A 14,061-nucleotide genomic window follows, 5' to 3' on the forward strand; every position below is an offset into this window, starting at 1 on the left:
CCAAAGGATCGTCAGGTGCAAGGGACGTTGCGGCCAGACGTTCCGACTTCTCAAACTTTTAGTAGCCGCCGGGGCGGCGTTCGCCGACGATACGGCCGGAGAAGGCATCGACCATAACGATGACGCGGCGACCATTCGGACGTGTGGCGCGGACCATATAGGTGTCGCGATCCCGGCGCATGTCGCCGACTGCATAGCCGCGGCGTTCCAGCATACGGGTGACTTCACGTGGGCGCAGCGTATCGCGATTCCCCCAGTCGGGGCGGCGATCCGGGCGACCATAGCCGGGCGGCGGAGGCGGAGCATCCGGGCGAGGCGGGCGTGGGCGATAACCATCATTGTTGTCGTAATACTGAACCTGGACGCGCAAACCCGAGCTGTCAGCGAGGGAAGGGGTCGCAAAGCCGGTAGCGACAGTGGCAAGTGCGGCAAAAGCGAGAACAGCTTTTTTCATAACCGTGATCCTTAATAAAACCTGTCGAGCGACAGGCATGACGGGACATTTATTAGCCCCAAGCAGATGAACGCTCGCGGAAGATGATGTTCATTTTGGGTTCACTGTGGATTTGCTCCCAAAAATGTAGGATCCTATGGATCAGGAGTTGTTACGCGAAGTGACATGCCGTGTAGGCAAAGTCAGAGAGATTGTTGTTTGAGAACGGTCTTGAAAAGCAAAACAGCCATTCCCAAATGAGTTTTGCGGTCGCCAAAAAGGGGCCGCCGGCACCAAGGAATTCGCCATTAAGGGAGTTTCGCCGCCATGCATGATCCTGAAACCGCAGAGCGGTTTTCGAAAGGGGTTATGCCAAACCATGCATCATGTCGCTCTGAAGGAGGGCTAACACATGCGTCACGTAGATTTTTCCCCGCTTTATCGTTCCACGGTTGGTTTCGACCGGCTTTTCACCATGCTTGATTCGCTCGCTTCGCCGGAGGGCACCCAGTCCTATCCGCCCTATAATATTGAGCGCACGGGTGAGAACACCTATCGCATCACCATGGCCGTTGCGGGCTTTTCCGAAAGCGAACTCGAAATCGAAGCCCATCGCAACCAGCTGACCGTGAAGGGTCAGAAGGCTGACGAAAATGCATCCGATATCGGTGAAGTGCTTTATCGCGGTATAGCTTCGCGTGCTTTCGAGCGCCGCTTCCAGCTTGCCGATTTTGTTGAAGTCGCCGGTGCGAGCCTCAAGAATGGCCTCCTGCACATCGACCTCAAGCGCGAGATTCCTGAACAGATGAAACCGCGCAAGATCGAAGTCGCCAAGGCTGGTTCCGACAGCGCTCAGCAGATCGAAGCCAAAACCGCGCACTAAGTGTTTGTTTGCATTATCCTACGCAAAACCGCTTCGCACTTTTGCTGGAAATGCACTAAGTGCGGATAAGCCTATAGAAATAAGAAAGGCGGCGCTGCAAAGCGCCGCCTTTTTGTGTTTAAGCGATCATGTCGCCGAACCGGTCCACATCTTCTTCCGTGTTGGCGAAGCTGGTCACGAAGCGGGCGAATATTTCGCCCTCACTGATGCGGTTTTCTTCCGAATGCGGCGGGTTCCAGTCGTAGAAGATCGCTCCGGCATTGCGCAGGCGGTCATAGACCGACTGTTTCATGATGGCGAAAACTTCATTGGCTTCCGGCTTCCAGGCAAGGCGCATCTGGCTGGACGCGTTGACGTGGCCTGCAAGGCGGGTTGCCAGCGCATTGGAATGACGTGCAAGTTCCAGCCACAGATCGTCTTGCAGATAGGCGTCGAACTGGGCTGCCACAAAGCTGGTCTTGGAAAAAAGCTGTGCTGCGCGCTTGCGAATGAACGGCAGATCCTTTGCGCGCGCCGGGTCCATGAAGACCAGCGCTTCCGCGCACCAGCAGCCATTCTTGGTGCCGCCGAAGGAGACGATATCGACGCCTTGTTTCCATGTCATTTCGGCGGGTGTCAGGCCGAGCGTGACCAGAGCATTGGCGAAACGTGCGCCATCCATATGCAAGGGCAGACCGGCATCGCGGCAGATTTTGGAAATGGTGGCGATTTGTTGCGGTTGATAGAGCGTGCCGACTTCCGTAGCCTGCGTGATGCTGACAGCCATTGGCTGTCCGGCATGGACGAAAGCCGGGTTGAAGCGCTTCAATTCCCGCTTGAGCAGTTCAGGGTCGATACGACCGAGCGCGCCGTCAATAGGGTGAAGACGTGCGCCGCCGGTGAAATATTCGGGCGCGCCGCATTCATCTTCTATGACATGTGCTTCACGGTGCACCAGCGAAACGCCGCCCGGGCGGTTGACGCTTGCCAGCGCCAGCGAGTTGGCAGCCGTTCCGGTGCCGACGAAGAAGACGGCCACTTCACGCTCGAACACTTCGTTGAAGCGCTGCTCAACGCGCTTGTCGAGTTCGCTTGCGCCATAGGCGGCGGCAAAACCGGCTGCATGCAGCGAAAGGCTTTCGGCGATTTTCGGATGGGCGCCCGCCCAGTTGTCTGAAGCAAAATGCACGGCTGTCTCCACTCGCAACGATTCCAGTATGTGCAGCGATAGCTGCTGTCGATTGTCTATAACCGGAGTTGAGAAAGGCGATAATACCGAAAATGGTGAAAAAACCGACGCTGCCTGTCACTTTTCTATGCTTTGTGCGTTGTCTTAGAACCGCGCCAAACTGACGCAATCGGCGCTATACGTAATTAAAAGTCTCAATGGTATGCACATGCGACATTTTATTACGGAAGTGGCTGAGAAAAATTGCGTTTCCATCTTGTGAGGCAATTTGAATTCTGTCATACGTAATTAGGACAGCAATGCTGTCCAATTAAAAGCTGATGCAGGCGGAAAACACGCATAGAACCGTGCCGTCGGTTTCAGAAATAAAAGCGCTGTGCTGGCAGGCCAATGGCTTGACGGTCACTGGCGCTCCGACTGTGACAGGGGAGATTCGAGTGCGCCTTTATCTGGCGGGCTGAGTGTTGTCTGTCCGAGCCTGATGAGAATAAGGCGCTAAACATCGTTCCTCGCACCGGCTTTGCCCGCTTGGCTCTGCCATTTGCCTGGAACCTCGTCCAACGCCTTGTCGATAAGGCTTTCCATAGAATGAATGCACCAGCGAGATGGTTGTCACCATCTCGGTATATACTGATCGCGCGCCTCATGAAGAGGGCCAAACGGAGGGAATGACGATGACGCATTTGACGCCATCTGTATCGAATGTGGTTTCTCACAACGTACAGAACGGAACGGTCAAAGCTGCGACGACCGCTTCCACCCGAACGACGCGAAAAACTAAGGCGGCGGGTGTCCCGCCAGCTCAAGGTCTCTACGATCCGCGCAACGAACACGATGCGTGCGGCGTTGGCTTTATTGCCCATATGAAGGGCAAGAAGTCGCATGAGGTCGTGGAAAATGGCCTCAAGATGCTGGAAAACCTCACCCATCGCGGCGCCGTTGGCGCTGATCCGCTGATGGGCGACGGCGCAGGCATCCTCGTGCAGATTCCAGATCGCTTTTTCCGCGAGGAAATGGCGCGTCAGGGTATCGACCTGCCGCAGCCGGGCCATTATGGCGTGGGCTATCTGTTCATGCCGCGCGACGCCCAGCTGCGCGCCCATGCCGAAGAAATTGTCAAGGAAGTGATCGCTGCCGAAGGCCAGCAGTTCATCGGCTTCCGTGAAGTGCCGGTCGACAACGCGTCCCTGTCGAAGGCTCCGGATATCGCCGCGACCGAACCTTTCCATGTTCAGGTCTTCATCGGCCGCAACCCGATGCTGGAAACCGACGATGAGTTCGAGCGCCGCCTGTTCGTGCTGCGCAAGGTCATTTCCAACCGCATCTATCAGGAAAACGATGGCGACGATAACGGCTTCTACGTCGTTTCCATGTCGGCGCGCACGGTTGTCTATAAGGGCATGTTCCTGGCTTATCAGGTTGGTGCTTATTATCAGGATCTGCGCGATCCGCGCTTCGAAAGCGCGGTGGCTCTCGTTCACCAGCGTTTTTCGACCAACACGTTCCCGTCCTGGCGGCTGGCTCACCCTTACCGCATGGTCGCGCATAACGGCGAAATCAACACGCTGCGCGGCAATGTGAACTGGATGGCGGCGCGCCAGGCTTCGGTCGACTCGGAACTGTTCGGCAACGACATTTCCAAGCTGTGGCCTATTTCCTACGAAGGCCAGTCGGATACGGCCTGCTTCGACAATGCGCTGGAATTCCTGCATCAGGGTGGCTACAGCCTCGCTCATGCGATGATGATGCTGATCCCCGAAGCATGGTCCGGCAACAAGCTGATGTCGGATGATCGCCGGGCATTCTACGAATATCACGCTGCCCTGATGGAGCCATGGGACGGTCCTGCCGCCGTGGCCTTCACCGACGGTCGCCAGATCGGCGCCACGCTGGACCGTAACGGCCTGCGTCCGGCCCGCTACATTGTGACTGACGATGATTTCGTCATCCTGGCTTCGGAAGCTGGCGTTCTGCCGGTGGAAGAAAAGAAGGTCGTCAAGAAGTGGCGTCTTCAGCCGGGCCGCATGCTGCTCATCGATATGGAAGAGGGCCGCATCGTTTCCGACGAGGAAATCAAGTCGCAGATCGCGCAGAAGCATCCCTACAAGCAGTGGCTTGGCAACACCCAGCTCATTCTGGAAGACCTCAGCCCGGTCGAACCGCGTGCGCTGCGCAAGGATGTGAGCTTGCTCGACCGCCAGCAGGCCTTCGGTTACAGTCAGGAAGATACCAAGCTTCTGATGTCCCCGATGGCGACCACTGGTCAGGAAGCTATCGGTTCGATGGGTACGGATACGCCGATTTCGGCCATGTCCGACAAGTCGAAGATGCTGTTCACCTATTTCAAGCAGAACTTCGCGCAGGTCACCAACCCGCCGATTGATCCGATCCGTGAAGAACTGGTGATGAGCCTTGTCTCATTCATCGGTCCGCGCCCGAACATTTTCGACCTTATTGGCAATTCGCGCCGCAAGCGTCTGGAAGTGCGCCAGCCGATCCTGACCAATGGCGATCTGGAAAAGATCCGCTCCATCGGTCACACGGAAGATCGTTTCGACACCAAGACGCTCGACATCACCTATAATACGGGTGAGGGCGCAGCTGGCATGCATGGCGCCATCGAACGTCTGTGCGACCGTGCCGAAGCGGCTGTTCATGGCGGCTACAACATTGTCATCCTGTCCGACCGTCAGGTTGGTCCGGACCGCATTCCGATCCCGGCTCTGCTGGCGACGGCTGCCGTGCATCACCATCTGATCCGCAAGGGTCTGCGGACTTCGGTCGGCCTCGTGGTCGAATCGGGTGAACCGCGCGAGGTGCACCATTTTGCCTGCCTCGCAGGTTATGGCGCCGAAGCGATTAACCCGTATCTCGCCTTCGATACGCTGCTCGACATGCATCGCCGCCGCGAATTCCCGCCGGAAGTCGACGAATATGAAGTGGTCAAGCGCTACATCAAGTCGATCGGCAAGGGCATTCTCAAGGTCATGTCCAAGATGGGCATCTCGACCTATCAGTCCTATTGCGGCGCGCAGATTTTCGACGCTGTCGGCTTGCAGTCGAGCTTCGTTGACAAGTTCTTCTTCGGCACGGCCACCAGCATCGAAGGTGTTGGACTGGACGAAATCGCGGAAGAAACCGTGCGCCGTCACACCGATGCCTTCGGTAACGACCCGGTTCTGCTGACCTCGCTCGAAGTCGGCGGTGAATATGCCTACCGCATGCGCGGTGAAGCACATCTGTGGTCGCCGGACGCAGTTGCCAAGCTGCAGCATGCAGTGCGCACCTCGAACCCGGATACGTTCACTGAATATACGAGCATGCTCGACTCCAAGTCGGCGCAGGCCAAGACCATTCGCGGCCTGTTCGATATTCGCTTTGCTGAAGATCGCGGTCTCAAGCCGGTTTCCATCGATGAAGTTGAACCGGCGGTCGATATCGTCAAGCGCTTCTCGACCGGTGCCATGTCCTTCGGCTCGATCAGCCGTGAGGCGCATACCACGCTGGCGCGGGCGATGAACGCCATTGGAGGCAAGTCGAACACGGGCGAAGGTGGCGAAGAGCCGGATCGCTTCTATCCGCTGCCGGATGGCACGCCGAACCCGGAACGTTCTGCGATCAAGCAGGTTGCATCGGGCCGTTTCGGTGTCACGACGGAATATCTCGTCAACTCCGATCTGATCCAGATCAAGGTTGCGCAGGGTGCAAAGCCCGGCGAAGGCGGCCAGCTGCCGGGTCACAAGGTTGATGCGACCATCGCGAAAACCCGTCACTCGACCCCGGGCGTTGGCCTCATTTCGCCGCCGCCGCACCATGACATCTACTCGATCGAAGATCTGGCACAGCTGATCTACGACCTGAAGAATGTCAATCCGGCTGCCGATATTTCGGTCAAGCTGGTGTCGGAAGTGGGTGTCGGCACGGTTGCCGCCGGTGTTGCCAAGGCACGCGCCGACCACATCACTGTATCGGGTTATGATGGCGGCACGGGCGCTTCGCCGCTCACCTCGCTGAAGCATGCCGGTAGTCCGTGGGAAATCGGCCTTGCCGAAACTCACCAGACGCTGGTGCTGAACGGGCTTCGCTCCCGCATCGCCTTGCAGGTCGATGGCGGTCTGCGGACCGGTCGCGACGTGGTGATTGGTGCGCTGCTGGGGGCCGACGAATTCGGTTTCTCGACGGCTCCGCTGATTGCTGCCGGCTGCATCATGATGCGCAAGTGCCATCTCAACACCTGCCCGGTGGGCGTGGCGACGCAGGACCCGGTTCTGCGCAAGCGCTTCAAAGGCACGCCGGAACACGTCATCAATTTCTTCTTCTATCTGGCGGAAGAAGTGCGTGCGCTGCTGGCTTCAATGGGCTTCACCAAGCTGGAACAGATCATCGGCGAGACCGAGCTTCTGGAAAAGCAGACGATGATCGACCATTGGAAGGCCAAGGGTCTCGATTTCAGCCGCATCTTCTACAAGCCTGAGGCTGAGAAGCACGAGATCTACTGGACCGAGCGTCAGCATCATCCGATTGAGGACGTTCTCGACCGTAAGCTGATCGCTGAAGCCATGCCTGCGCTCGAAGAACGCAAGCCGGTCAAGATCGACATCGGCATCAAGAATGTCGACCGTTCTGCCGGTGCCATGCTGTCGGGTGAAGTTGCCAAGCGGTTCCGTCACAAGGGCCTGCCGGATGAAACCATCGCCGTTACGCTTCGCGGCACGGCTGGCCAGTCCTTCGGCGCATTCCTGGCGCGCGGCATTTCGTTCGAGCTGATCGGCGATGGCAACGACTATGTCGGCAAGGGTCTTTCGGGTGGCCGCATCGTTATCCGCCCGCCGGAAGATACGCGTATCGTCGCCGAAGATTCTATCATCGTCGGCAATACGGTGCTCTACGGCGCGCTTGAAGGCGAGTGCTACTTCCGCGGCGTTGCAGGCGAGCGTTTCGCCGTTCGCAACTCCGGCGCAGTCACGGTTGTCGAAGGCGTGGGCGATCACGGTTGCGAATACATGACCGGCGGTGTCGTTGTGGTTATCGGTCAGACGGGGCGCAATTTCGCGGCGGGCATGTCGGGCGGTGTCGCCTATGTGCTTGACGAGGAAGGCGATTTCGCCCAGCGCTGCAACATGGCAATGGTCGAACTGGAGCCGGTTCCGGAAGAAGACGACATTCTCGAAAAGCTGCATCACCATGGCGGTGACCTCATGCATAAGGGCCGTGTGGACGTTTCGGCCAATATGACCCATCATGATGAGGAACGTCTGGTGCAGTTGATCGCCAACCACCTGCATTACACAGGCTCGACACGGGCGAAGGATATTCTCGACAATTGGGAGAGCTATCGTCCCAAATTCGTGAAGGTCATGCCGGTCGAATACCGTCGCGCTCTTGAAGAGATGGAGCGCATGCAGATCGGTGTCGCGGCTGAGTGATCCTGACAAGCGGAGCCCGACCTTCGGGTCGGGCTCCCTTCGCCACATGAAGAGATAACAACGCTCTGACATGCCTGCGCGTTCAAGAATGACGCGGCGGACAGGGCAACTTCCGGCAAAGCAGACCATGCGCTGGTCTCAGGCCGAGGGGAGTAGAAGAATGGGTAAGGTAACTGGTTTTCTAGAGATCGACCGGCAGGTAGCAAAGTACCAGCCCGCGTCGGATCGTATCCGCCACTTCCGCGAGTTCACCATTCCAATGACGGATGGTGAAGTGCAGAAGCAGGCTGCGCGCTGCATGGATTGCGGCATTCCGTTCTGCCATGGACCGACGGGCTGCCCGGTGCACAACCAGATCCCGGACTGGAATGATCTTGTCTATAACGACAATTGGGATCAGGCGATCCGCAACCTGCATCTGACGAATAATTTCCCGGAATTCACCGGTCGCGTCTGCCCGGCGCCTTGCGAGGAAGCCTGCACGCTGAACCTCGAAGATACGCCGGTTGCGATCAAGACGGTCGAGCAGGCTCTGGGCGACAAGGCTTTTGAGCTGGGTTACATCGTGCCGCAGCCCGCCGCCAACAAGACTGGCAAGTCGGTTGCGATCATCGGCTCCGGCCCGGCTGGCCTTGCTGCTGCACAGCAGCTGGCGCGTGCCGGTCACATGGTCGATGTCTATGAGCGCGAAAGCCGCCCGGGCGGTCTGCTGCGTTACGGCATTCCTGACTTCAAGATGGAAAAGCACCACATCGACCGCCGCGTGGCGCAGATGGAAGGTGAGGGCGTCCGCTTCCTGTGCGGCGTGAATATCGGTGTCGACAAGCCGCTGCGCGGTCTTCTCGATACCTATGATGCCGTGCTTTACAGCGGCGGCTCCGAAAGCCCGCGTCCGGCAGGCATTCCCGGCGCCGATCTGGAAGGCGTTTTCGACGCCATGCCTTATCTGGTGCAGCAGAATCGTCGCGTTGGCCGCGAGAACATCGAATCCGTCGCCTGGGTTTCGGCTCCGATTCTTGCTGGCGGCAAGCATGTCGTCGTGGTCGGCGGCGGCGATACCGCATCGGACTGCGTGGGCACCGCCTTCCGTCAGGGTGCGGTGAACGTTACGCAGCTTGATATTCGTCCGCAGCCGCCGGAAAAGGAAGACAAGCTGAGCGTCTGGCCTTACTGGGCCACCAAGATGCGCACCTCTTCCAGCCAGGCTGAGGGTGCTGCGCGTGAGTTTCAGGTCGCAACACTGGAATTCATCGGCGAAGAAGGCCGCCTGACCCATGTGAAGTGCTGTCAGGTCGATGAAAAGCGCAAGCCGATTGCCGGTTCGGAATTCTTCATCAAGGCTGATCTTGCATTCATCGCCATCGGCTTTGCCGGTCCGGGCGAAGACAGTGTGGTCAAGGAACTGGGCGACAAGCTCGACGTCGCAACCGATCGTCGCGGCTCCAAGTCGGTCAAGGCCAATGAGCAGGACTATCGCACCAATGTCGACAAGCTCTATGCCGCAGGCGATGTGCGCCGTGGTCAGTCGCTGGTCGTCTGGGCGATCCGCGAAGGCCGTCAGGCAGCACATGCCATCGATGCTGATCTGATGGGTAGCTCGGTTCTACCGCGTTAAGAGATAAGAGATTAAAACTGAAAAGCCCGGAGTTTCCTCCGGGCTTTTTTGTGTCTGTTGGCGGTTTAGCTTTCGCTGCGCCGTGACTTCATCACCAGATAGGCGATGGCAAGGAACACGAACCAGAATGGCGTGACCTTCAGGGCCGCTGCGGTGTCCGGCTCTTGCGCCAGCGCCCACAGAATGAAGGCGAAGAAGGCGAAGACCATGACGACGGCGGCACGTCCACCCGGCATTTTGAACGTGGACTGTTCATGCAGATCGGGGCGCTTGCGGCGATATTGCAGATAAGACGCCAGAATGATCGACCAGATGAAGATGAAAAGCAGGGCCGAGATCGTCGTGACAATTGTGAAGGCTTCAATGATGCTCTGGCCCGCATAAAGCAGAACCACGCCTGCCAGCAGGAAGATGCATGAGAAGAACAGCGCGTTGACCGGCACCTTACGGTTATTCAGCTTACCAAGCGCCTTCGGTGCCAGCTTCGAAGTGGCAAGGCCATAGATCATGCGCGAGGTCGAGTAGATGCCGGAATTCGCGCTCGACGTTGCCGAGGTCAGCACGACGAAATTGACCACATGGGCGGCAATACCGAGACCGGCCAGCGAGAACATGGCGACGAACGGGCTGGAGCTTGGATCGACCTGATCCCACGGGATCACGGTGATGATCACAAACAGCGCGCCGAGATAGAACAGCACCACGCGGATCGGGATGGAGTTGATTGCCTTCGGCAGATTGCGCACCGGATCCTTGGTTTCGGCGGCGGCGGTACCGACCAGTTCGATGCCCACAAAGGCGAAGACGGCGATCTGGAAACCGGCCACAAAGCCGAGGAAACCGTTGGGGAAGAAACCGCCATGGTTCCACAAATGCGCGACCGATGCCTGGCTGCCGTTGGGCAGGGTAAAGCCGGTTGAGAGCATATACACACCGGCAATGATCAGCCCGACGATGGCGACGATCTTGATCAGGGCGAACCAGAATTCGATTTCACCGAAATTACGCACGGTGGGCAGATTGAGCGCCAGAAGCGTGAAGATCAGCCCGAGTGCAGGGATCCAGAGCGCCAGTTCCGGAAACCAGAACGACACATAGCCCGACACGGCCACCACGTCAGCCACGCCCGTCACAATCCAGCAGAGCCAGTACGTCCAGCCGGTGAAGAACTGCGCCCAAGGGCCGAGATAGTCGCCGGCAAAATCCGCGAAGGAACGATATTCGAGGTTGGAGAGCAGAATTTCGCCGAGCGCGCGCATCACGAAGAACAGCATGAAGCCGATCACCGCATAGACGAGCAGGATCGACGGGCCAGCCAGCGAAATGGTCTTGCCCGAGCCCATGAAAAGGCCGGTGCCGATGGCACCGCCAATAGCGATCAGCTGCAGGTGTCTGTTGGATAGATTGCGCGCAAGGTGAGTATCCTCCTCCCGATCGGAATCGACAGAAGGTTTGGATGCGATGTTCATTCAAACGCCTCTTTTTATCAGGCAGATGCCGGTAAATCGCATCCGCGATTGTCCGCCGGGTCAGGCGAACGGTGTTTTCTGATAAACGATGAGAACGGTGATGGGAACAGCGCGGAATATAATAATTAGGCTAAGATTTGACGGGGAAACCACTAATAATAGCGCTAATATATGATTGATATATCTAGTAGCGGGCTATCAGTTAGGGGGTTGCGCTTGGTCGAGGCCACGAAAAGTCGTCGGCCCGACCGGGAGCGGGCTTCTTCTCGACTGGTGCCGGACGTGGCGTCTGTGGCCGGACGCCAAGATTGCCGCCGAGCAGAACACCGCTATCATCCTTGTTGATGTCACGCAGGCTGACAGGCGCGATCCGGTCAACTGGCTTGGAAGGGTCTTGCGCTCCGGCGGCTGGCAGGGGCTGGCCTTCTTCCTTTCCGCCGCCCAGATAAGCGCGCAGCGGCTTTTCGGCATAGAAGGCGAGCTTGCGCTTGCCCGCCGAAGTGATGTTGATGCCGTCATTCCCGCGCAGGCGCGCTGTCTGGCCGTTAATGTCGAAGCCGGTCTGGGTGAAATTGCCGTCCTCGTCGATGAAGCCATCCCAGACATCGGCAAACTTGCCGCCAGCCTTTTCCGTGGTGTTGCGGTAGATTTCATTCAACGCCAGCATATCTTGTGACATGCCTTTCGGACGGAAGGAAGGCTGCCCCACCCAGACGAGCGGATAGTGGCGGTCGCTGATCACCTTGACGAACTGCGTCACGCGCTTCTGATATTCGGCGGTCCATTCCGGCGAGCGGGCTGCGAGGCTTGCACCGTTGGTCGTGATCGCCTGACGGTCGTTGGAGCCGATCATCACAACAACTGCGGCAGGTTTTTCTTCGTCCAGTATCTTGCCGATATTGTCCGGCCAGTTGAAATGGTCGTCGCGCACGAAACCGGATGACCCATTGATACGGCTCGCAACTGTCAGGTCCGGGTCGGATGCAAAGGCCACATCAAGGCCTTCGGCCAATCCGCTGCCAATGAAGTCACCAACAACCAGAACCTTCTTCGCATCCGGGCTTTTCTCCACCACAGGCACTGCGGGCGCGGCTGGTTCCGGAGCGGGCTTGCGTGAGACGGGCGATGTTGTCTTGGGCGCGCGTTTCGGCTTTGGCCGGCTTTGCTGGGGCTGGGGTTGTTCATATTGGCGCTGGGGTTGCCGCGAACCGAACAGCAAATCGAAAAGCGTGCGCGGGCGATCCTGTGCCGAAGCGCTGGCCAGACCGGAAAGCAGCAGCGCAAATGCCGCCAGCATGACACTGGCAGCTTTCAACATATTGCCTGCAATCCGAGGTTTGCGCATCCATTCCGCTTTCGTTGCAAAGCCACAGTAACCCGGTCGGCCGCAAAAATAAAATGGAGCGCGCTTCATGGGAAACGCGCTCCGATAAATCAGCCTGTTGTCTTAACGGCGACGCAGAACAGACAGAACTTCCTTGCTTGGGTGTCCATCCGGCTGCAAACCGTTGCGCTGCTGGAACGCCTCGATGGCCTTGCGGGACGTTGAACCGATCTTGCCATCAATATTGCCGTCATAATAGCCGAGCGCCTTGAGATGCGTCTGCAATTCCTGACGCTCGTTCATGGTGATCGGCGTAAAGGGACGGTTCCAGTCCTGACGAAGCCCCTGATAACCGCTGATGCGGTCTGCGAGGAGGCCAACAGCCAGCGCGTATTTGTCGGCATTGTTATAGCGCTTGATGACGAAGAAGTTCTTGGTCATCAGGAAGGCCGGACCCTGACGTCCATCCGGCACCTTCAGCGTTACTTTTTCGCTCGGGTCGGGGAATGCACGTCCATTGGCGCGCACGACGCCGCGCTTCTGCCATTCGGCCACGCTCAGCGAACCGGACGGGAATTTGCCGCCAGCCGGAAGCACTACTTCATAACCCCATGTCCGGCCCGGCTGCCAGCCGTTGCGATGCAGGAGATTGGCCGCAGTGCCCAGCGCATCGGGAATGGAATTCCAGATGTCGCGCTTGCCATTGCCGTCCATATCGACCGCATAAGCCTGATAGCTGGTCGGGATGAACTGCGTGTGGCCAAGGGCGCCGGCCCACGAGCCGGACAGGTGTCCGCGATCAATGTCGCCAGTCTGGAGAATTTTCATCGCGGCGATCAGCTGCGTGCGCCCATATTTGGCGCGCTTCGGATCGGCATAAGCCAGCGTTGCGAGGGAACGAACCGCATCGCGCATCACGTCGTCGCGCTTGAGAATCTCGCCGTAATTGCTTTCCATCGACCAGATGGCTAGCAGAATATTCCGATCAACCGAGAAACGCTGTTCAATGCGTTGCAGCCACGGACCCCATTTACGCGCCATGTTCTGGCCGACGCCGGTGGAATCCTCGTTCACACGGTTGTCGATGTAGTTCCAGACAGGCTCGGTGAATTCCGGCTGATAACGGGCTTTTTCCAGCACGACGGGATCGGGCGCGTCGACACCGCGAAACGCGCGGTCGAAGGTCGACGGCGAAACACCGGCGTTGATGGCGACCGGACGGAAGCTCGCCACCCATTGGCGAAATTTTGCATCGGCAAAGGCCGAACCGGTCGAGAGGGCGGATGCCAGCACCGCAACAGCAACCGTCGCGGTTGCCTTGAGCTTCAGCGTCTGTCCCAGTGTGAATGGAAATCGCAGCATTCTGTGTTTCCCTTCTGCAATCGTCTTCATGCCGGAATATTTTTTATTTCCGGCGCGTGTCTTAAGAATGTCGATGCCGCTCGGTTCAGATTGCATACGCTAACTAATACCATCCACCATTGAAATTTGGCAGTGTAAAATTGGACATCGACCAGTTGAACGTTCAAATTAAACCCTGTCGGTTAGCATTTGGTTTACCATGGAGAGTGGAAGGGAAAAATTGCCGGAAAATTGGAAAAATTTTTGAATCAAGCAACATTAAGAATGGGTCATTTAATGTGATGGTATGACTTGTGTAATTTCGTCGTTCTTTAATGAAATAGCCTTATTTGAAATTCAGTTGCTTCAATGCTTTGATAGCAAAGTAGCGTTAGTGAAAAT

Annotated in this window: 8 protein-coding genes; 3 read left to right on the forward strand and 5 right to left on the reverse strand. The window is 57.6% G+C overall.

The features are described 5' to 3' along the window. Window positions 1-58 precede the first annotated feature (58 nt). The gene (locus tag ACTJKP_RS12200) at window positions 59-454 is read right to left on the reverse strand and encodes a PepSY domain-containing protein (RefSeq protein WP_078339241.1); all 396 of its coding nucleotides are present in this window, start codon (window positions 452-454) and stop codon (window positions 59-61) included. Between the two features lie 391 nt (window positions 455-845). Between ACTJKP_RS12200 and ACTJKP_RS12205 the strand changes: the two genes are divergently transcribed. Beyond that, complete coding sequence (locus tag ACTJKP_RS12205; protein WP_138783563.1) at window positions 846-1,316, forward strand: Hsp20 family protein; 471 nt, start codon at window positions 846-848, stop codon at window positions 1,314-1,316. Window positions 1,317-1,434: 118 nt separating this feature from the next. On the opposite strand, the gene ACTJKP_RS12210 is transcribed toward ACTJKP_RS12205, so the two are convergent. Beyond that, window positions 1,435-2,484 carry a threonine aldolase family protein gene (locus tag ACTJKP_RS12210; protein ID WP_440630846.1) on the reverse strand — a complete coding sequence of 350 codons (1,050 nt, stop codon included), beginning with the start codon at window positions 2,482-2,484 and terminating at the stop codon, window positions 1,435-1,437. A 674-nt stretch (window positions 2,485-3,158) separates the two neighbouring features. Between ACTJKP_RS12210 and gltB the strand changes: the two genes are divergently transcribed. Then, window positions 3,159-7,910: a glutamate synthase large subunit gene (gene gltB / locus ACTJKP_RS12215; protein ID WP_440630972.1), complete on the forward strand. Its 4,752-nt coding sequence runs from the start codon at window positions 3,159-3,161 to the stop codon at window positions 7,908-7,910. Between the two features lie 160 nt (window positions 7,911-8,070). Next, the gene (locus ACTJKP_RS12220; RefSeq protein ID WP_440630847.1) at window positions 8,071-9,525 is read left to right on the forward strand and encodes a glutamate synthase subunit beta; all 1,455 of its coding nucleotides are present in this window, start codon (window positions 8,071-8,073) and stop codon (window positions 9,523-9,525) included. A gap of 65 nt (window positions 9,526-9,590) precedes the next feature. Here ACTJKP_RS12220 and ACTJKP_RS12225 read toward each other — a convergent pair whose 3' ends face one another. The 3 genes from ACTJKP_RS12225 to ACTJKP_RS12235 form a co-directional block, all read right to left on the reverse strand. Then, window positions 9,591-10,994 (reverse strand): amino acid permease, encoded by a 1,404-nt coding sequence (locus tag ACTJKP_RS12225; protein ID WP_440630848.1) that lies wholly within the window; start codon window positions 10,992-10,994, stop codon window positions 9,591-9,593. Between the two features lie 202 nt (window positions 10,995-11,196). Continuing rightward, a complete protein-coding gene (locus ACTJKP_RS12230) occupies window positions 11,197-12,339 on the reverse strand; it encodes an SGNH/GDSL hydrolase family protein (RefSeq protein ID WP_440630849.1) in 1,143 nt (380 codons plus the stop codon). 102 nt (window positions 12,340-12,441) lie between these two features. Further along, on the reverse strand, window positions 12,442-13,680 hold the full coding sequence (locus ACTJKP_RS12235; protein WP_078339260.1) for a lytic murein transglycosylase: 1,239 nt from the start codon (window positions 13,678-13,680) through the stop codon (window positions 12,442-12,444). Window positions 13,681-14,061 lie beyond the last annotated feature (381 nt).

It is taken from the genome of Brucella sp. 22210, from assembly GCF_052045675.1.
GTDB lineage: Bacteria > Pseudomonadota > Alphaproteobacteria > Rhizobiales > Rhizobiaceae > Brucella.